Consider the following 20180-nt stretch of genomic DNA (forward strand, 5'->3'; position numbering starts at 1 on the left):
AGAGCCCCATGATCATCTCTGCCTCTACCGACTACCGCGCCGCCGCCCAACGCAAGCTGCCGCCGTTCCTCTTCCACTACGCCGACGGCGGCGCCTACGCCGAACGCACGCTGCGCAACAACGTCGACGACCTGGCCAACATCGCCCTGCGCCAGCGGGTGTTGAAGAACATGTCCGAGCTGAGCCTGGAAACGAAGCTGTTCGACGAGACGCTGAGCATGCCCATCGCCCTGGCGCCGGTCGGCCTGACCGGCATGTACGCCCGGCGTGGAGAAGTACAGGCAGCCCGCGCGGCCGCCGCGAAGGGCATTCCCTTCACGATGTCCACGGTGTCGGTCTGCCCCATAGAGGAAGTCGCCCCGGCTATCGACCGGCCCATGTGGTTCCAGCTCTATGTGCTCAAGGACCGCGGCTTCATGCGCAACGCGTTGGAGCGCGCCAAGGCCGCTGGCGTGAAGACCCTGGTGTTCACCGTGGACATGCCGGTGCCCGGCGCCCGCTACCGTGACGCCCACGCCGGCATGAGCGGCCCGAACGCGCCGCTGCGTCGCGTCTGGCAGGCCATGACCCATCCGGCCTGGGCGCTGGACGTCGGCCTGCTGGGCAAGCCCCACGACCTGGGCAACATCTCCAAGTACCGCGGCAACCCTACCGGCCTGGCCGACTACATCGGCTGGCTGGGCGCCAACTTCGACCCGTCCATCTCCTGGAAGGACCTGGAGTGGATCCGCGAGTTCTGGGACGGCCCGATGATCATCAAGGGCATCCTCGACCCGGAAGATGCCAAGGACGCGGTGAAGTTCGGCGCCGACGGCATCGTCGTCTCCAACCACGGTGGCCGCCAGCTCGACGGCGTGCTATCCAGCGCCCGTGCGCTGCCGGCAATCGCCGACGCGGTGAAGGGCGACCTGAAGATCCTTGCCGATTCCGGCATTCGCAATGGCCTGGACGTGGTGCGGATGATCGCCCTGGGCGCCGACACGGTGCTCATCGGCCGCGCCTTCCTCTACGCCCTGGCCACCCACGGCGAAGCCGGCGTGAAGAACCTGCTGGACCTGTTCGAGAAGGAAATGCGCGTGGCCATGGTGCTCACCGGCGCCAAGTCCATCAGCGAGATCACCAAGGATTCCCTGGTACGCGAACTGGGCGCCTGAGCCTACTGTGGGAGCGAGCATGCTCGCTCCCACAAAGTAAGAACGTGCCTCGGCGCGTTCGAACCAGAAGAACATAGATGGACCGTCCAGCGGTCCACGCTCACCGATGATGAATGGAGCCGCCATGAGCCTCCCCGCCGCCTTCCTCGACACGGTAGAACACCTGATTCCGCGCGAGCGCCGCTTCGACGACCCGCTCTCGACCCTGGCCTTCGGCACCGACGCCAGCTTCTACCGGCTGATCCCCAAACTGGTGATCCGCGTCGAGAGCGAAGACGAAGTCGCCACGCTGCTCAAGTCCGCCCACGCCCACCAGGTTGCGGTGACCTTCCGCGCGGCCGGCACCAGCCTCTCCGGCCAGGCCGTGAGCGACTCGGTACTGCTGGTGCTGGGCGACAACTGGAACGGCCGCGACATTCGCGAAGGCGGTACGCAGATCCGTCTGCAGCCCGGCGTCATCGGCGCCCAGGCCAACGCCTGGCTCGCCCCCTTCGGCCGCAAGATCGGCCCGGACCCAGCCTCGATCAACGCCTGCAAGATCGGCGGCATCGTCGCCAACAATGCCAGCGGCATGTGCTGCGGCACCGCGCAGAACAGCTATCACACCCTGGCCGGCCTGCGCCTGCTGCTGGCCGATGGCACCTTGCTGGACAGCGAGTTGCCCGAGAGCATCGCCGCCTTCCGCGAAAGCCACGGCGCCTTGCTCGACCAGCTTGCCGAGCTCGGCCGGCAGACCCGCGCCAACACCGAGTTGGCCGCAAAAATCCGCCACAAGTATCGGCTGAAGAACACCACCGGGCTGTCATTGAATGCGCTCGTTGATTACGACGAGCCGCTGGATATCCTCACCCACCTGATGGTCGGTTCCGAGGGCACCCTGGGCTTTATCAGCGCGGTGACCTACGACACCGTGCCGGACCATCCGCACAAGGCCAGCGCGCTGATCGTCTTCCCCGACGTGGAAACCTGCTGCAAGGCCGTGACCGTGCTCAAGCAGCAGCCGGTCTCCGCCGTGGAACTGCTGGACCGCCGCAGCCTGCGCTCGGTGGAGAACATGCAGGGCATGCCGGTATGGGTGAAGAGTCTCTCCGAAGGCGCCTGCGCGCTGCTCATTGAATCCCGCGCGGCGACCCAATCGCTGCTGCACGAACAGCTCGCCCAGATCAGCGCGTCCATCGCCGATTACCCGGTGGAGAAGCAGGTCGACTTCAGCGAAGACCCGGTGGTCTACAACCAGCTCTGGCGCATTCGCAAGGACACCTTCCCGGCCGTCGGCGCGGTGCGCGAGACCGGCACCACGGTGATCATCGAGGACGTCACCTTCCCCGTCGAACAACTGGCCGAGGGCGTGAACCGCCTGATCGCGCTGTTCGACAAGCACGGCTATGACGAAGCCATCCTGTTCGGCCATGCGCTGGAAGGGAACCTGCACTTCGTCTTCACCCAGGGCTTTGAGACGCCTGCGCAGATCGCCCGCTACTCGGCCTTCATGGACGACGTCGCGCACCTGGTCGCCGTGGAGTACGGCGGCTCGCTCAAGGCCGAGCACGGCACCGGGCGCAACATGGCGCCCTTCGTCGAGCTGGAGTGGGGTCAGGACGCCTACCAGCTGATGTGGCAGCTGAAGCGCCTGCTCGATCCCACCGGCATTCTCAATCCCGGCGTGGTGCTGACCGACGACCCGCAACTGCACCTGAAGAACCTCAAGCCGCTGCCGGCCGCCGACGAGATCGTCGACAAGTGCATCGAATGCGGCTTCTGCGAGCCAGTGTGCCCGTCCAAGGGGCTGACCCTGAGCCCGCGCCAGCGCATCGTCATGTGGCGCGACATCCAGGCCAAGCGCCGCGCCGGCATCGACACCACCGAGCTGGAACGCGACTACCAATACCAGGGCATCGACACCTGCGCCGCCACCGGCCTGTGCGCCCAGCGCTGCCCGGTGAACATCAACACCGGCGAGCTGATCAAAAAGCTGCGCGGCGAAGAAGCCCACCACGCCGGCACCGCCACCTGGCTGGCACGCCACTTCTCAACCGCCATGAAGGGCGCGAAGTTCATGCTGCATGCGGCCAACGGTGCGCGCATGCTGCTCGGTGCGCCTCGCCTCGCCAGACTCAGCGCCTCCATCAGCCAAGCCAGCAAGGGTCGTGTGCCGCAGTGGACGCCGTCCATGCCGCAACCGGTGCACCTCGCAGCACCGCCGCGCACACTCGATGACAGCCGCCCGCGCGTGGTCTACCTGACCGCCTGTGTGTCCCGCGCCATGGGCCCGGCAGCGGCGGACGAAGAGCAGGTGCCGCTGATCGACAAGACCCGGCAACTGCTGGAGAAAGCCGGCTACCAAGTGATTTTCCCGGACAACGCCGACAACCTCTGCTGCGGCCAGCCGTTCGCCTCCAAGGGCTACAAGAGCCAGGCCGACGCCAAGCGCGACGAACTGCTCGCCGAACTGCTGCGCGCCAGTAGTGGCGGGCTCGATCCAATCTACTGCGACACCAGCCCCTGCACCCTGCGCCTGGTACAGGACCTGGCGGACGACCGGTTGAAGATCTACGACCCGGTGAAGTTCATCCGCACTCATCTGGTCGACCGCCTGGACTTCCAGCCGCAGGACAAGTCGGTGGCCATCCACGTCACCTGTAGCACCCAGCACCTGGGCGAAAGCCAGGCGCTGATCGATCTGGTCAAGCGCTGCACCCGCGAAGTAGTGATCCCCGAAGGCATCCACTGCTGCGGCTTCGCCGGCGACAAGGGCTTCACCACGCCGGAACTCAACGCCCACTCACTGCGTACGCTCAAGGATGCGGTGCAATACTGCGAGGAAGGCGTCTCCACCAGCCGTACCTGCGAGATAGGCCTGTCCGCCCATGGCGGCATCGACTATCGCGGCGTGGTCTATCTGGTCGACCGCGTGACCCGAGCTCGCCCAACGGATACCCAACCGTAGGGCGCATAACGCTCCCAGCGTTATCCGCCGCCATCTCCGACGGCGGATAACCTGTTCCAGGTTATTCGCCCTACAACGCATCTCACTCGTTAACTGCACCTTAATCCGCTGCCGCCACCCTCTGCCCGAAACGAGTGACGCCGGCTATCCTGCTGCACAGAGCCGGCTGAGGGGGACACTGATGAGAATCCTGTTGGCAGAAGACGACCAGCTACTGGGCGATGGCATCCGCGCCGGCCTGGGCCTGGAAGGCGATACCGTGGACTGGGTGAATGACGGCGTGGCCGCCGAGCAGGCGCTGGAGACCGACGAGTTCGACCTGCTGGTGCTCGACCTCGGCCTGCCGCGCAAGGATGGCCTGGAAGTGCTGCGCAGCCTGCGCCGGCGCGGCGACCTGACGCCGGTGCTGATCCTCACCGCCCGCGACAAGGTAGCCGACCGCGTGGCCGGCCTCGATGCCGGCGCCGACGACTACCTGACCAAACCCTTCGACCTCGACGAACTGCTCGCCCGCGTACGCGCCCTTACGCGCCGGCACACCGGACGCGCCGCGCCGCTGTTGCAGCACGGCGAACTGGTGCTGGACCCGGCCACCCACCAGGTCAGCCTCTCCGGCGCGCCAGTGGAACTGGCCCCACGCGAATACGCCCTGCTGAGATTGCTGCTGGAACAGCGCGGCAAGGTACTTTCCCGCGCCCGCCTGGTAGAAGCGCTCTACGGCTGGGATGGCGACCTGGAAAGCAATGCCATCGAAGTCCACATCCATCACCTGCGGCGCAAGCTGGGCAACAGCCTGATTCGCACCGTGCGCGGCATCGGCTACGGCATCGACCGCCTCGAAGGCGCCAGCTCGTCTTGAACGGAGCCCCCCGCCGCGCCGGCTCCATCAGCCGTCGCCTGCTGCTGACGCTGATCGGCGGCGTGTCACTGCTCTGGCTGGTGGCCGGGCTGTTCACCTACCACCTCACCCGGCAGCAGGTGAACCACCTCTATGACCAGGACATGATCGACTTCGGCCAGGCCGCGCTGAGCCTGGTCGACATCGCTGACTCCATCGACCCCGAACCCACCGCACCGGACGACATCCTCTCCCGCAGCCGCAAGGCTATCGAAGGACTGCCGCTGATCCACCGCGAGGCCACGCTGGGCTACTCCATCTGGTACATGGGCAAGCCCCTGCTGACCACCCCCAGCTCGCCCGCCGGGCTCGACCAGCAACCACTGGGTTTCTCCGACCTGCAGCAGGATGACCACAGTTACCGCGTGCTGCAGATCGCTTCCACCGGCCCCGATCAGGTTCGCATCTGGGTCTACGAAGACCTCCACTACCGTTCCAAGACACTGCGCCTGTTGCTGTTCAGTGCGTTGTTTCCCCTGCTGCTGGCGTTGCCACTCTTCGCCGTGCTGGTGTGGTTCGGCGTCCGCCAGGGCCTCGCGCCGTTACGCAGCCTGATCGTCCAGGTTCATCAGCGTACCGCCCACAGCCTCCATCCGCTGGCGCTGAATCGCGCCCCGGTGGAAGTACACAGCCTGGTCAGCGAATTGAATCTGCTGCTCGAACGCCTGAATTCCGCGATGGAGGCAGAACGCCGGCTGACCAGCGACGCCGCCCATGAAATCCGCACACCGCTGGCCAGCCTGCGCACCCATGCCCAGGTGGCGTTGCGCTCCTCCGATCCGGCGGCCCACGCCCATGGCCTGGCGCAGGTCAGCCGCAGTGTCGAGCGCATCAGCGCACTGATGGAGCAGATCCTCCTGCTGGCCCGCCTGGACGCCGAAGAGCTGCACGAGATCTTCCGGCCGGTCGACCTGGGATTGCTCGCCGAAGACACGATCGCCGACCTGGCTCCGCAAGCCATCGACAAGCACATCGAATTGACCCTCGACAGCCAAGGCGCCAGCCTGCACGGCGTCGAGGCATGGCTGGGGCTGTTGCTCACCAACCTGGTCGGCAACGCCCTGCGCTATACCCCCGAGGGCGGGCGGGTGGCCGTGAGTCTGGAAAGCAGCGCCGAAAAGCTTCTGCTCTGGGTCCGCGACAACGGCCCCGGCGTGGCACCCGCCGAGCACGCGGCGATCTTCACCCGCTTCTATCGCAGCCCCAGCGTCGCCAGCAGCAACGGCAGCGGGCTGGGCCTGCCCATCGTCAAACGCATCGTGGAAATCCACCGAGGCCGCATCAGCCTGCACGAAGGGCTGGATGGCGCAGGCCTGGGCGTCTGCGTCGAACTCCCGACCAACGTCGCCCAATAAACCTGAACGCAACGAAAAAAACGGCAGTCCACCCTGTACGGCCCGCTCGTACGGTCCGCTACAACCGGTCATTTTTGACAGGAGTACTGCCATGAAACGCGCCGCCCTACTCATCACCGCCGCTCTGCTGGCATCGCCGGCCTTTGCCGCCGATCTGTGCAGCGACAACATCCAGAAGCTCGATGACGCGGTGAAAACCACCACCAACAACACCCAGGCCCAGGAACAGGCCATGCGCCTGCAGGAACAGGCCGCCAAGGCCCAAGCCGCCGGCAACACCAAGGAGTGCATCGCCCACACCGAAAAGGCGCTGAAACTGCTCAAGCAGAACAGCGGCGACGGTGGAGCCAACGGCTGATGCCCGTCGCGGTGGCCGGCCACCTGGCCGGTCGCCGCAACACACCCGCCCCGATAAGGCTTGCGAAGCCTGTGGCATTCGCCGCAGCCCACTTGATTCCCCTGCCATTCCACGCGCCTAAGATGTAGCGATTGCCGACCACAAGAATCACAACCGGAATCGCCATGCCCGTGTCCCGCCTGCTCATCGCCAACCGTGGCGAGATCGCCATCCGCATCGCCCGCGCCGCCTCCGAGCTGGGCATCCACAGCCTGGCGATCTTCGCCGAGGACGATGCCGCCTCGCTGCATACGCGCCAGGCCGACCAGGCTGCGGCTCTGAAAGGACGTGGCGCCAGCGCCTACCTCGACCAGCAGCAGATCATCGACATCGCCCTGGCCCACGGCTGCGATGCGGTGCATCCGGGCTATGGCTTCCTCTCCGAAAACGCCGAATACGCCCGCCGCTGCGAAGCCGCCGGGCTGACCTTCGTCGGCCCATCCGCCGAGATTCTCGATGTGTTCGGCGACAAGGCCCGCGCCCGCGACCTGGCCCGCGAGCACGGTGTCGCGCTCGCCGCAGGCAGCAACCGCGCCACCTCGCAGGAGGATGCCGAGCGCTTCTTCCGCGAGCTGCCCGTCGGCGCCGGCATGATGATCAAGGCTCTGGCCGGTGGCGGCGGACGTGGCATGCGCGCGGTGCGCAGCGTCGAGGAAATCCCCGACGCCTACGCCCGCTGCCAGGCTGAAGCCCGCGCGGCTTTTGGTGATGATCGCCTCTACGTCGAGCGCCTGATCCAGCGCGCCCGGCATATCGAAGTGCAGGTGATCGGCGACGGCCGCGTCGTCAGCCATCTCTGGGAGCGCGACTGCACCCTGCAGCGGCGCAACCAGAAGCTGCTGGAAATCGCCCCCAGCCCCAACCTGCATCCGCGTCTGCGCGGCGCCATCCTTGCCGCCGCCGTGCGCCTGGCCGAAGCGGTGAATTATCGTGGCCTGGGCACCTTCGAGTTCCTGCTGGACGAGGACAGTGGCGACTTCGTGTTCATGGAGGCCAACCCACGCCTGCAGGTGGAGCACACCGTCACCGAAGCGGTGACCGGCATTGATCTGGTCCAGGCACAACTGCGCATCGCCGCTGGCGCCACTCTGGCCGACCTGAACCTCACCCAGGCCGAAATTCCCGCCCCGCGCGGCAACGCCCTGCAACTGCGGATCAACCTGGAAAGCCTCGCCAGCGACGGCACGCCGCACCTGGCCTGCGGCACCCTCAGCGCCTACGAACCACCCAGCGGCCCCGGCCTGCGCGTGGACGGCTACGGCTACGCCGGCTACCGCAACAGCGCCGGCTACGACTCGCTGCTGGCGAAGCTGATCGTCCACGGCACGGGCGGTTATCCACAGCTGGTACAGCGCGCCTACCGCGCCCTCTGCGAGTTCCGTCTGGAAGGCGTTGCAAGCAATATCCCGCTGTTGCTCAACCTGCTGCGCCAGCCGGCGGTGGCGGACAACCAGGTCACCACGCGCTACATCGAAGAGCACCTGCCGGCGCTGTTGGGCGCTCAGGACCACGCGCACCCGCACCGTTTCTTCAGCCATGCCGGCGCCGGGCCACAAGCCCAGCGCATCAGCGAAGCGCCCGCCGGCTGCGTCCCGCTGGCAACGCCCAGCGCGGGCGTACTGGTCAGCTTGAATGTCGCGACGGGAAATGCCGTCGCCCAGGGCCAGACCATCGCGGTGGTTGAGGCCATGAAGATGGAATTCGAGGTGAAAGCCAGCGCCAGCGGCATCGTCCACAGCCTGGCCGCTACCCCCGGCGACAGCCTCGGCGAAGGCGACGCGCTGCTGTTCGTCGAACCGGCGGACATCCAGGCGCAGGACAGCCAGAGCGAGGCCGCCATCGACCTGGACGCCATCCGCGCCGACCTCGCCGAAGTCCTCGAACGCCACGCCATTGGCCTCGACGAGCGCCGTCCGGGCGCCGTCGCCAAGCGCCACAAGATCGGCAAGCGCACCACCCGTGAGAACCTCGCCGACCTGCTGGATGACGGTAGCTTCATCGAATACGGCGCGCTGGCCATCGCGGCGCAGCGTCGTCGTCGCAGCGTCGAGGAACTGATCGCCAGCAGCCCGGCCGACGGCCTGGTCAGCGGCCTGGGCAGTATCAACGCCGCGCAGTTCGGCGACGAGAAAGCACGCTGCCTGGTCCTGGCCTACGACTACACGGTGTTCGCCGGCACCCAGGGCGTGATGAACCACAAGAAAACCGACCGCATGCTGCACCTCGCCGAGCAATGGCGAATCCCGCTGGTGCTCTACGCCGAAGGTGGCGGCGGACGGCCGGGCGATACCGATTTCGTCGGCGTGGCCGGCCTGGACAACATGAGCTTCGTCGGCCTGGCGCGGCTCTCCGGCCTGGTGCCGCTGGTGGGAGTGGTCTCCGGCCGCTGCTTCGCCGGCAACGCCGCGCTGCTCGGCTGCTGCGACGTGATCATCGCCACCCGCGATACCAGCCTGGGCATGGCCGGCCCGGCGATGATCGAAGGCGGCGGCCTGGGCAAGTTCGCCCCCGAGGAGGTCGGCCCCAGCGACGTACAGAGCGCCAACGGCGTGATCGACGTGCTGGTGCAAGACGAAGCCGAAGCCACCCGCATCGCCCGCCAGTACCTCGCCTACTTCCAGGGCGACACCGCCGACTGGCAATGCGCCGACCAGCGCCTGCTGCGCCACGCGGTGCCGGAGAATCGCCTGCGCGTGTACGACATCCGCCAGGTCATCGAGCAACTGGCGGACAGCGACTCGGTACTGGAACTGCGCCGCGGCTTCGCCGCCGGCATGGTCACCGCGCTGGTGCGTATCGAAGGCAAACCCTTCGGCCTGATCGCCAACAACCCCATGCACCTGGGCGGCGCCATCGATGCCGAGGCCGGCGACAAGGCCGCGCGCTTCATGCAGCTGTGCGACGCCTTCGACCTGCCGATCATCTCGCTGTGCGACACCCCTGGCTTCATGGTCGGCCCGGAAGCGGAAAAGACCGGCACCGTGCGCCATGTCTCGCGCATGTTCGTCACCGCCGCCAGCCTCACCGTCCCGTTCTTCACCGTCGTGCTGCGCAAGGGTTACGGCCTGGGCGCGCAAGCGATGGCAGCGGGCAGCTTCCACGCGGCGCTGTTCACCGTCGCCTGGCCCAGCGGCGAATTCGGCGCCATGGGCCTGGAAGGCGCAATCCGCCTCGGCTACGCGAAGGAACTGGCCGCCGTGGAGGATGCGCAGGAGCGCCAGGCGCTGTTCGACAAACTGGTCGCCGCCGCCTACCGCAATGGCAAGGGTCTGAACATGGCGAGCTACCTGGAAATCGACGACGTCATCGACCCGGCCGATACCCGGCGCTGGCTGCTGCGCGGCCTGGCGTCGACTCCGCGACCGGCTCCGCGCCAAGGGAAAAAACGTCCGCTGATCGATACCTGGTAAGGCATGGGTTGAGCTACGTCGCCGATCCGCTAGAATGCGCGGCGTCATTGGGGAGTAGCCGACCGCTCGGACGAGCGGGGACGACGTCAACACACTTGGCCCGCAGGCCATGGCGTCGTCAGCAGACTAGCCTGGCAAGACCTTTGACCACGTGATCTCCGCAACGGCCGGGGAGATGCGTGGTCATGGGTACTACACCGGCCGGGAGCTTCACCGTGATGCACCACCCCATTCTTCGCTCCACCTGTCTGGAGCCGCGCGCATGCTGACCTTCATCCTCGAACTGCTCGGCATGCTGTTGGTGATCCTGATCGCCGCCGAACTCTTCACCAATGCGCTGGAACACTTCGGCGAACGCTTGGGGATTTCCGAAGGCGTCACCGGCTCGCTGTTCGCCGCCGTCGGCACCGCGCTGCCGGAGACCCTGATCCCGCTGCTGGCCCTGTTCGCCGGCACCAGCAACATCAGCCTCAACGAGGAAGTCGGCGTCGGCGCCATCCTCGGCGCGCCGTTGATGCTCTCCACCCTGTCCACCTGCCTGATGGCCTGCTTTGCCTGGCGCGCCCGCGGCCTGTTCGGACGAGTCCGCCCCGAGCGCACGGGACTGAAGCGCGACCTGAACTTCTTCCTGATCGCCTTCAGCTTCGCCACCCTCGCGATGTTCGTGCCCGCTGAATTGCGCTCTGTTCGCATCGTCCTCAGCGTGCTGCTGGTGCTGACCTACATCGCCTACATCACCCTGACCCTGCGCGCCTCCCGGAGCCTGGTGGACGATGGCCACGGCACCGAGGCCGACCACCACATGTACCTCTCGCGCATCGGCCTGCCGACCAACCTCGCCACCATCCTACTGCAGTTGCTGCTGGGCCTGGGCCTGCTGGTGCTGGGCGCCAAGGGCTTCATCCACGGCGTGGAAGGCCTCTCGAACCTGCTGGGCATCTCCGCACTGCTGCTGTCGCTGCTGATCATCCCCATCGCCACGGAGCTGCCGGAAAAGATCAACAGCATCCTCTGGGTGCGCCGCGGCAAGGACACCCTGGCCTTCGGCAACATCAGCGGCGCCATGGTGTTCCAGGGCACGCTGCTGCCCGCCATCGGCATCCTGCTCACGCCCTGGCAGCCGCGTATAGAAGTGCTCACCGGCGTGCTGATCACCCTCGGCGCGGCGCTCTGGCTGCGGATCAACGCCCAACGGGGCGGCGGCCTGCCCATCTGGGTGCTGCTGCTCAACGGCGCGCTGTACGCCGCCTATCTGGGTATCACCCTGTCACGCTGACGCTGGCGCCGTATTGCCTACACTGACCAGTTCGGGCTGCCGTTTCGGCGGTAGCCGCACGACTAGCGATACGCCGAAGGAGTGAGCATGAAAATCCTGGTAGTCCTGACCTCCCACGACCAGCTCGGTAGCACCGGCAAAAAAAACCGGATTCTGGCTCGAGGAGTTCGCCGCGCCCTACTACGTGTTCAAGGATGCCGGCGCCACCCTGACCCTGGCCTCACCCAAGGGTGGCCAGCCGCCGCTCGATCCCAAGAGCGACGAGGACGATGCGCAGACGCCCGCCACCCATCGCTTCCGCCAGGACAGCGAGGCCCAGGCCGCATTGGCCAATACCGTGAAGCTCAGCGAGGTGAAGGCCGAGGATTTCGACGCCGTCTTCTACCCTGGCGGCCATGGCCCGCTCTGGGACCTGGCCGAAGACCGCACCTCCGTCGCGCTGATCGAGTCCTTCCATTCCAGCGGCAAGCCCGTCTCCGCCGTCTGCCACGCGCCGGCCGTGTTTCGTCATCCGCACGGACTGGACGGCAAACCGCTGGTGCAGGGCCGGCACGTCACGGGCTTCTCCAACAGCGAAGAGGAAGCCGTCGGCCTCACCGACGTGGTGCCCTTCCTCGTCCAGGACATGCTCAAGGCCAACGGCGCCCGCTACAGCAAAGGCCCGGACTGGCAGAGCCACGTCGAAGTCGACCGCGGCCTGATCACCGGGCAGAACCCGGCATCGTCCGAGGCCGTGGCCGAAGCCGTGCTGAAATTCCTGGCCTGACAAGCCTTTACACCGCCCCGGTGGCTATCGGGGCGGCTTTCCCGTAGAATCAGTCCCGACCTTGAAAGGTTTTGGGGCCGATTAGGATTCGACGCCGGTAACAAAACTCTAGGGGCATGCCGAGTAGGTGACAGTTCTCGTAAATCAGCTGCCACAACTTTATAGTTGCCAACGACGACAACTACGCCCTAGCAGCCTAAGTGCCGCTAGCAGACCCTAGGGGATGCCTGTAAACCCGAAGATTAGGTCTGTCATATAGAACAGGATCGCCGCCAAGTTCGCTGTAGACGTAACGGCTAAAACTCATACAGCTCGCTCCAAGCGCCCTGCCACTCGGGCCGCGAGGAGTTAACCTAATAGAGATGGCTAAGCATGTAGAACCGACAGCGGAGAACTGGCGGACGGGGGTTCAAATCCCCCCGGCTCCACCAAACAAGCTATACAAATCAGGCACTTATGCTTAACGCTAAGTGCCTTTTTTGTGCCTGAATGGGCTGTTTTGGCTGGGTAATGCCAGCTTAATGACAGCGTCAACGGAGTGAGCGCTATGCCAAAGCCACCGATCTTCTCTCGATGCAACAAGTGCCAGGGCGTGACCAAGCACAAGGAGCTGAAGGCGGCGATGACGTGCCATGACCACATTGATGAGTGGGGGCATTACTCGGAGTGGACCGAAAACCACCGCATGCTCGAATGCTGCGGGTGCTCCAGCATCCAACTGAGAGTTGAATACTGGCACTCCGACATTCCCCTGGATGATTCCGACTTCGACTACTACCCACCAAGGGTTTCACGCCGAAAGCCTGATTGGTACCGGATGCTTCCTGACGACTGGGCCGCACTGATCCACGAAATCTATGGAGCACTGGCATCTGATAGTAGGCGGCTAGCAGTGATGGGGGCTAGAACTCTCATCGACCTGTATCTAGCCGAAACAGTTGGCGACCACGGTACATTTGCTCAACGCTTAGATAGGCTGGTGTTGGATGGCTACCTGGCGAAAAATACCAAGGACACCTTGGAGGCTGCGCTAGATGCTGGAAACGCTGCCGCTCACCGCGGGCACACGCCAAGCGCGAAAGACCTTAGCTTGGTGATGGACATTGTGGAGAACCTGCTTCACCCCCATGTCCTGAAGGTCGAGGCAGCCAAACTGAAGGCCAGAACACCCAAGAGGGCGCCGAAGCCTGCCGCGGCCGCAGCGACAGTGGCAGCACCTGCAGCACCTGCAGCACCTGCAGCACCTGCAGCACCTAAAGCTCGCAGGCAAAAGCCCAAAAAGCTATAGCCTACTGGCTCCCCGCCAGCGCAACGATCAACCTCACTCGTAGCATTTCGACTCCAGCTCTAGCTTCAGGACACACTGTCAATTTGGACGAATGTACCCAGCGCGTCGGGCTACGCTTCATTCGGGTTGCGGCTTGAGGGTCTGGGAATGTGCGGGAGATACGTGACGCCAGAGGAGGCCGCCATGGAGCGGTACTGGCATATTGGCCGGGGGAACTCTGGGCGCTGGATTGATCGCGCGTACAACGTCGCGCCGACCAGCCAGGTGCCCATGGTGCTCCTGAGCGAGGCGGGAGAACAGGAAGTGGTTGCGGCCCGCTGGGGGCTGATCCCGTTCTGGTGGAAGAAGGACAAGCTGCCGGCGCTGACTTTCAACGCGCGGAGCGAGGAAGCAGCGACGAAGCCGATGTGGCGGGATGCGATCCGGCACAAGCGGTGTCTGATGCCGGCGGCGGGCTGGTATGAGTGGAACGAGAAGGAGCCGGCGAAAAATAAGGCCGGCAAAGACACGCACCAGCCCTACTACCACCACGCTATCGACGGCGACGTGCTGGCGATCGCCGGGATCTGGTCGACCTGGTCACCGCCGGAGGGTGAGCCAATCACCTCATGCGCACTGCTGACCAAAGAGGCCGAGGGCCTGGTATCAGCCATCCACCACCGGATGCCGGTGATCCTGGCTCCCGAGCAGTGGAAGACCTGGTTGTCGCCGGAAACCTCGCTTGAACTGGCCTACGACACCATCGCCTTGGCGCGGCACGATTTCGAGGCCTACCGCATTTCGACGGATGTCGGGAATACCCGTAACCAAGGCGCGCGACTGATCGAGCCGGTCTAGCCTGGCAGATAGTGGGCTACGCCCTTCCCGATCGGCTTCCACTCTTCCTGTGGGGAGCTGGGGCTCAGCAGCGCGAAGGCTTCCACCTCCTGCCCTTCCTTCGGCTCAGCCGGAACAATCGCAGCATGCCGACCAGCCTGAAAGCCGGCGAACATCTCCGAATTCGCTGCGACGTGGAAGTCCCATATCCCGTACTGCCCTTGCTTGGTCACAAGGCGTTCCAGGTGTAACCGGGTAGAGCCGTCTCTACGGATTCTAAGCATACCGACCTCCAGTTGATCGAGGCCGGGATCATACCCTACTGACAGGCCTGAGCTGCCGCGACCAGTTGCACCTCATAGCCCTTCCGCTGCTCTAACTCGGCCAGCAAGGCTCGCACCTTGGTCTGCAGGCTGTCGCCCTTCTGCAGTGAAGCCGTCGCCCAGGTTGCCACCTCAACCGTCGGTGTCCGGCACGGCACAGCTACCGGCACCTCCACGCGCACCGTGCGCGGCTCAGGCTCGACCTGACCGGCGCATCCCGCCAGCGCAACCACCAACACCAGAAGCCACTTCATATCCCCAACTCCTTGTCGATGACCGCCTCAGTCACGGCGCACTGATCACCCTCGTTGCGCTCCTGCTGCAGCCGCTGGGCGGCGGCGTAGTGCTGGCCGGCCTGGTGCTGGGCATCGGCCACAGCCTGGGCCGCCTTCGCCTGCCGCTGCTCTGCCTGGTTGGCCAACTCGCCGAGCTTGACGCCCTGCTCCTGCACCAGCGCCAGCATGTTGTCCCGTGCTATGGCACAGGACGTCAGCTTGTCGCCCTGGTCCTTGAGCTGTGGGGCGTATCGCTCAGAACTGAGCCATGCCCCGCCGGCTGCGCCCAGGCCGATCATCAGGGCAGCGGCGAGCGCCAGCGCTGCAGCCTTCCACCCACCAGTCACTGGACTGCCTCCAGCGCCGCGGCGTAGTTCACCGCCCACTTCTTCCGCAGCTCTGCACGCTTGGCAGGGGTCCCCTTGTCGTAGGCACCGGGGCGCCAAGTCCGGAGGTAGAGATCCCAGGCCGCCGATTCCTTACCCAGTTCCGGCAGACGGAATGGATCGGTATACAGCAGCAGGCGCGCCAGACCGGCCGCGAGGATGTCATCGTGCTCGATGGCCTCCCACACATCTGGAGCGGCCGGCGGCACGCCACGCCCTACGCACAGGCCGGCGGCCAGGTCTCGCACACTCTGGATGCGGTAGGTCAGCAGGCCGGTGATCATCCCGCCGCCCTGCTCTGCCTGCCAGAGCGAGCGCGCCGGACCAGTCGGCCACTGCCGGCGGCGTTGCTCCGGGTCTTCCTGGCGTGTGATCGCCAGCAGCATGACAATCGCCTGCGGGCTTTCCATTTTCGCGGGCAGCAGCAACAACGCCGGCTCGATCGCCGAGCGGCGGATATCTCGCAGATTCATAGAGGCTCCAGAGACGAAAAAACCCGCTGATGCGGGCGTGGTGATGGCGGAGATGGTCAGGCCGATAGGCGGTTGAGCAACTGCTGAAGCCGCGTCTCCAGGTCCGCGATTCGCGCATCCTGCTCGGCAGCACGCACTTCCAAGGCGATGATCTTCGCCTTAGCGGTCTGCTGGTTGAGGATCAGTTCGGGGACGGCCTTCGACCAGTCGACGCCCTGGATGATCATCCGCTCGCTGGTCTTCTCCCAGCGCGCGCCGGGCAGCTCATCGGTGGGAGTCGGGATATCCACAGCCACAACGAACTCGGCGGTGCCGGTGAAGATCCAGTCGCCGGCGTATTCGTCGGGCTCCTCGATGCCGGCGGCGACCAGGTCGTGGTCCTCGTCGTACAGGCTGCCGACTGGGCGGCGCTCATAGAGCGTGCCCAGCTCTTCGACGCCGCCCACCTCCCCCGTGACCATATCCGGGTTGTTCTCCTGCAGCTCGCCAGCGATGCCGCCGAACGGCACCACCTTGTCCGGCGCCGCCTTGAATACGAAGCTACGGATTCGGTAGCCGTCCAGGCGATCCCAGGCAGCGCCGGCATCGGCGTCCACCACCTTGTCCTTCAGGCGGCCATCGGAGCTGACGTTGTAAGCGGTCTGGGTACCGTTGGTGGTGATGCTGCCTACGCCCGAAAGCGTCCCGGCGGGGTTGTAGTAGAACGCCAGCAGCGCGCCGGACGTCACCTTGGTCCCGACGTTCGCGACGGTCCCCGAAGCGGTGAACACATTGAGCTGGCCCTGGCCCGCGATCTTGCACCCAGGTACGCCGGCGCCGACCGGGTCGATGTTGGTCCCAGAGAAAAGCCAGTTGCCGGAGGTGTCGACCCGCCCTCGCTCGACGCCATTGAAGACGAACGTGAACATCCGCTGCGCGCCGGTGCCAACAGTGTTCGACGCTATGCCGTCGACTCCGTACCCGCAGTAGTAGCTGTTGTTCATATCCGACGAGAAGAAGGCGTTGATGTTCGCGCCGTTGCTCGTTCCGTTTGGGGTGATGCTCAGCGATGTCGGGTTGTTGGCAATGCTGTTCTGGAAGGCCACGCGGTTGGCAATGGTCGAATTCGAGTAGTCGCCCAGGATGCGGGCACCGGCCGCCATGGTGATGGCCCCGGTGATGCCGTTCAGCGAGGAGATGTCAGTGTTGACCCCGGCGCTGGCCTTCCCGCTCAGGGCGGTATTGATCGTGTTGATCTGTCCCTGAGCCTTGCCCATTCCCTGCAAGACAGTGTCGGTTGCCAGGATAGCCGTTGTGGTTACCGAGCTCAGTCCGGCGAGCGTGGACGAGCGAACCGTGGAGGCGAAGTCGGTCCACGCCTTGTCGCCGCGCCAGAACTGCGCGGAAGTGCCAGCCTCAATCAGTGGCTCCCGATTGATGGGATAGGCGACGATCGTCCCGCTGCTGTTCGTGACGTAGATGTCGAAGCCAGTCCCCACGCGGACGAAGTAGATGCTGTTCGCCTCCAGTGGCGAGGGCAGCGCGGAAACCACCTTGTGCTGCAGTACCTTCGCCATGAGGTCACCAGTTATTCGTTGCCCAGCTGCTGCTTACCGGCTGGCCGTTGTAGGTCAGCCCGTCTGCGCCGGCGCCGAGCAGGTCTAGCGTCGCCTTGTTGCTGTGGGTGTGGGACTGGCTCACCGCTGTGTCGATCTGCGCCGGCGAGCTGGAGGGCTTGCCCTGGATGGCCGCCCAGGTCAGCTGGACGTCCATCGACTCGTACTCGGCCACCTTCAGCCAGGACGTGGTCGCCGGGTTCCAGGCATACAGCGCGGCGCCGACCGATACCGTCGGGTCGCCGGTGGCGTCCTGCACCAGCACGAATACCGCCTGCTCCAGACCAGGCACCAGCGCGTCACGCGCGGCGATGTCGGCCACGAACAAGACGGGCGCCCCGCTGCTGGGCAGACTTTCCAGGGCCGCGGTGATCAGCGCATTGATCATCGCCGAGTTGCCGAGGGCCTTCGCGACGCCCGCCTGGTTGGTCACATAGCTCTCGGCGTAGGCGCCGTTCTCCACGTAGTAGAAGGCGTTCGGCTGCAGGGTGCCCGGCAGCGAGGTGACTTTGAAGAACTGAACATTGGCCATGGGCCGCTCCTTACCATTCGTTGGATTGCCACTCGCTCAGGCCAGAGCCTGGCGCGCCGGGCGGCCCCTGCTCGCCGAGGGTGACGATCGCCAGCTCGGCCGGCGCCTCGACGGTGACGGCGTATTCGTTGATCTGCTCGAGCAGGATCGGCGCGCCGTCGCTTTCGATGGCCACCGCCCAGGGCTCGATCTGCTCGTTGTCGCTCATGCTCGCCTCACTGCTCGACGGTGACCGGCCCCCGGAAGAACCGGCTCACCGTGCCGTCGGCGAAGGTGATCTCCAGGTGATACCAGGCGCTTGTCCAGGTGATGTCATCGGTGGACTCGGGAGCGATCTCGACCACCAGCGTGCCCGGGGCGGTGTTGGTGATGCCGGCGCCGGTGCTCAGCACCAGCAGCACGGCGCCGCCATCCTCGCGCTCGCGGATCGTCAGGGCGGCGGTGGCCCCGGTGAGGTCGACTGGCGGCTGATAGACCAACTGGCCGGAGCCGGCGGCAGGCTTGAAGCCCGCGGCGTTCAGCCCGTTGATCTCCAGCGTGTCGGCGTCAATCACCTCGACGCGGTGCGGCAGCTGTCGCGGCGGCTCTCGATTCAAGCCTTCGACCCCGGTGGTGCCGGCCACCCAGGCGAGCCAGTCGCCGGTGAGTCCGTGATCATCGACGGTCAGCCGCGCCGGCGCTGTTGCGGCGATCGCGGAGATTGGCCGGTAGACCTTGGGTGGCTGCATCAGTCGCCGGGTGTCACGGTAGGTTGTCCCGCGGATCAAGCGCATGGGCAAGGGAAGGCAGGCCGGCTGCATGCTGGCTTCACTCCTGTCGATGAGGGGTTACACCCAGCCGAAGGCCGGGAGGTCAAGATGGCGCAGGCACTGCTGCGTCACGGGGTTGTAGCTCGCGAGGTCAAGGCCGCCGTTCTGGCCCTGGGACGTTTTGTAGGTGAACGGTTCGCCGACGGTGCCGGTAGGCGTAAGCGCGGGCGTGTAGTAGCGCTGCTCCGGCACGAACACCGTCGGGACGTTGTCCGGATATCGCAACAGGATCTCCACCGCCAGATTCGATACACCCGCGAAGGCGAGCAGCGGTTGGACGCCCTGGAAGCCTCCGGTTTGGCGGGCGTACATGGCGGGAATCAGGGCTGGTATCGACCCGGCTTCTGGCGGGCGGAAGTAGCTGATCTCATCGATCCCGCCGGGGGTGTCGGAGCTGGCAGAGTCATTCAGTACCGAGGTCGCACCGAAGTCGACAACCATTGTTCCGCTGGCTTCCGTGTGCTCGCCGCTCGCTCCGTAAGCGGTGGCCGAGCTGGTCACCAACGTATGTACGGGAACGGTAACCGCCAGCCCGCCGGCGGCAATGGTATAGGTGTACTCGAACCCCTCCTGCTTGGAGGAGCTGAACAGCATGTCTGCGCCCGCCCCGCTGACAGAAGCAGTCCGGGTGACGGTACCGACTGCGCGCGCGGTGAAGTGAACGATCTGCGGTGCGCCGTCCTCGCCGTACCAGGCCCAGTGGTCACTATCGATCGAGTAGTCGCAGATGAACTCGCCCACACGCGCGCGGCTGATGCCGCCCGTAACGATAGTCCCAGGGTTCTCGCCAGGATCTGCGGCGACCGTCAGCCTGCCGCGGCAGCCCTCGCCGCTGGCCAGCACTTCGTGAGTGGCCACTAGGTCCGCGAAGGTGCCCGACAGCTTCAGCTCCAGCAGCGCCACCGTTTCCTCCGCCGAGATCAGCTGCGGATAGGAGCGCATCAGGCGCAAGATCATGCCGCTCCCATCGGGCTTGCGGTCCAGCACCTGGGCTTCGACGTTCGTCACCTGCGGGCCGGGAATCGTGATTCCGAGGTCAGCCCAGGGGATGGTGATGGTGCGCTCGCTGCCCACCCAGTGATTCTGCTCGTCCATCACCCCGACGCCGGGGGTGATCCTGATCAGGTGATTGTCGCTGTCGGAGGTCACGACCAAGCCGAGCTGCCCGACCAGGCCATTCAGCAGGATCGCGCCGGCGCTGATCGTCTGGCCACCGTAGGCATACAGCACCCCACCGCCACGCGGCGCGCGAAGAACGGCCACGTTCCACCACTGCTCGTCCGGATCGTCGCTTTCGACCGTGGCCACCGGCATCCCGATATCCCACAGGTAGGTCCAATGCGTCACGCTGGTGACCGGGACCGTTCTTCCGCTTGGCACACTGACCCATCCGGCAGTGCCGTTCCAGGACAACGGCCCGTGCCACGGCCAGCCCCATACCGCTGGCACCGGGTCCAGCGGGGTATTGGGAAACGCCATG

General features: G+C 65.5%; 17 protein-coding genes, 1 other RNA gene, 1 pseudogene and 1 riboswitch. Of the genes and pseudogenes, 11 read left to right on the top strand and 8 right to left on the bottom strand.

The genetic code is table 11. The features are described 5' to 3' along the window. Nucleotides 1–8: 8 nt before the first annotated feature. The 11 genes and pseudogenes from lldD (at nt 9) to JVX91_RS00475 (ending at nt 14328) form a co-directional block, all read left to right on the top strand. On the top strand, nt 9–1154 hold the full coding sequence (gene lldD / locus JVX91_RS00425) for an FMN-dependent L-lactate dehydrogenase LldD (RefSeq protein ID WP_205337510.1): 1146 nt from the start codon (nt 9–11) through the stop codon (nt 1152–1154). Nucleotides 1155–1278: 124 nt separating this feature from the next. After that, complete coding sequence (locus JVX91_RS00430; RefSeq protein ID WP_205337511.1) at nt 1279–4101, top strand: FAD-binding and (Fe-S)-binding domain-containing protein; 2823 nt, start codon at nt 1279–1281, stop codon at nt 4099–4101. A 181-nt stretch (nt 4102–4282) separates the two neighbouring features. Beyond that, on the top strand, nt 4283–4960 hold the full coding sequence (locus JVX91_RS00435) for a response regulator (protein ID WP_205337512.1): 678 nt from the start codon (nt 4283–4285) through the stop codon (nt 4958–4960). Continuing rightward, nucleotides 4957–6354 carry an ATP-binding protein gene (locus JVX91_RS00440; RefSeq protein WP_205337513.1) on the top strand — a complete coding sequence of 466 codons (1398 nt, stop codon included), beginning with the start codon at nt 4957–4959 and terminating at the stop codon, nt 6352–6354. The genes JVX91_RS00435 and JVX91_RS00440 overlap by 4 nt, the downstream gene beginning before the upstream one ends. Before the next feature lie 91 nt (nt 6355–6445). Continuing rightward, on the top strand, nt 6446–6712 hold the full coding sequence (locus tag JVX91_RS00445) for a hypothetical protein (RefSeq protein ID WP_205337514.1): 267 nt from the start codon (nt 6446–6448) through the stop codon (nt 6710–6712). A gap of 164 nt (nt 6713–6876) precedes the next feature. Then, nucleotides 6877–10161, top strand: coding sequence for a carboxyl transferase domain-containing protein (locus tag JVX91_RS00450; protein WP_205337515.1), 3285 nt, complete (start codon nt 6877–6879; stop codon nt 10159–10161). Nucleotides 10162–10198: 37 nt separating this feature from the next. Then, a riboswitch (yybP-ykoY riboswitch) is annotated at nt 10199–10366 on the top strand. Between the two features lie 57 nt (nt 10367–10423). Beyond that, a complete protein-coding gene (locus JVX91_RS00455; protein WP_205337516.1) occupies nt 10424–11437 on the top strand; it encodes a sodium:calcium antiporter in 1014 nt (337 codons plus the stop codon). Nucleotides 11438–11524: 87 nt separating this feature from the next. Beyond that, nucleotides 11525–12203 (top strand): annotated as a pseudogene (locus JVX91_RS00460) (type 1 glutamine amidotransferase domain-containing protein). Nucleotides 12204–12276: 73 nt separating this feature from the next. Continuing rightward, nucleotides 12277–12634, top strand: a transfer-messenger RNA (tmRNA) gene (gene ssrA, locus JVX91_RS00465). A 161-nt stretch (nt 12635–12795) separates the two neighbouring features. Continuing rightward, nucleotides 12796–13491, top strand: a complete 696-nt coding sequence (locus JVX91_RS00470) for a DUF4145 domain-containing protein (protein WP_240201681.1) — start codon at nt 12796–12798, stop codon at nt 13489–13491. A gap of 147 nt (nt 13492–13638) precedes the next feature. Next, entirely contained in the window at nt 13639–14328 is a 690-nt protein-coding gene (locus tag JVX91_RS00475; RefSeq protein ID WP_205337517.1) for an SOS response-associated peptidase, read from the top strand. Between the two features lie 298 nt (nt 14329–14626). On the opposite strand, the gene JVX91_RS00480 is transcribed toward JVX91_RS00475, so the two are convergent. Genes JVX91_RS00480 through JVX91_RS00515 form a run of 8 tightly spaced genes read right to left on the bottom strand, consistent with a single transcriptional unit; the run spans nt 14627 to nt 20179 of the window. Continuing rightward, nucleotides 14627–14884, bottom strand: a complete 258-nt coding sequence (locus JVX91_RS00480; protein ID WP_205337518.1) for a hypothetical protein — start codon at nt 14882–14884, stop codon at nt 14627–14629. Then, on the bottom strand, nt 14881–15252 hold the full coding sequence (locus JVX91_RS00485; RefSeq protein ID WP_240201683.1) for a hypothetical protein: 372 nt from the start codon (nt 15250–15252) through the stop codon (nt 14881–14883). The genes JVX91_RS00480 and JVX91_RS00485 overlap by 4 nt, the downstream gene beginning before the upstream one ends. Beyond that, nucleotides 15249–15764 carry a hypothetical protein gene (locus tag JVX91_RS00490; protein WP_205337519.1) on the bottom strand — a complete coding sequence of 172 codons (516 nt, stop codon included), beginning with the start codon at nt 15762–15764 and terminating at the stop codon, nt 15249–15251. Before JVX91_RS00490 ends, JVX91_RS00485 begins: the two co-directional genes overlap by 4 nt. Before the next feature lie 56 nt (nt 15765–15820). Then, nucleotides 15821–17320 (bottom strand): hypothetical protein, encoded by a 1500-nt coding sequence (locus JVX91_RS00495; protein WP_205337520.1) that lies wholly within the window; start codon nt 17318–17320, stop codon nt 15821–15823. A 4-nt stretch (nt 17321–17324) separates the two neighbouring features. After that, a complete protein-coding gene (locus tag JVX91_RS00500) occupies nt 17325–17891 on the bottom strand; it encodes a hypothetical protein (protein WP_205337521.1) in 567 nt (188 codons plus the stop codon). Nucleotides 17892–17901: 10 nt separating this feature from the next. Then, the gene (locus JVX91_RS00505; RefSeq protein ID WP_205337522.1) at nt 17902–18099 is read right to left on the bottom strand and encodes a hypothetical protein; all 198 of its coding nucleotides are present in this window, start codon (nt 18097–18099) and stop codon (nt 17902–17904) included. Between the two features lie 7 nt (nt 18100–18106). Further along, nucleotides 18107–18691, bottom strand: coding sequence for a hypothetical protein (locus JVX91_RS00510; protein WP_205337523.1), 585 nt, complete (start codon nt 18689–18691; stop codon nt 18107–18109). Nucleotides 18692–18718: 27 nt separating this feature from the next. Next, entirely contained in the window at nt 18719–20179 is a 1461-nt protein-coding gene (locus JVX91_RS00515; protein WP_205337524.1) for a hypothetical protein, read from the bottom strand. Nucleotide 20180: the final 1 nt, after the last annotated feature.

The sequence above is a fragment of the Pseudomonas sp. PDNC002 genome (genome assembly GCF_016919445.1).
Classification (GTDB): domain Bacteria; phylum Pseudomonadota; class Gammaproteobacteria; order Pseudomonadales; family Pseudomonadaceae; genus Pseudomonas.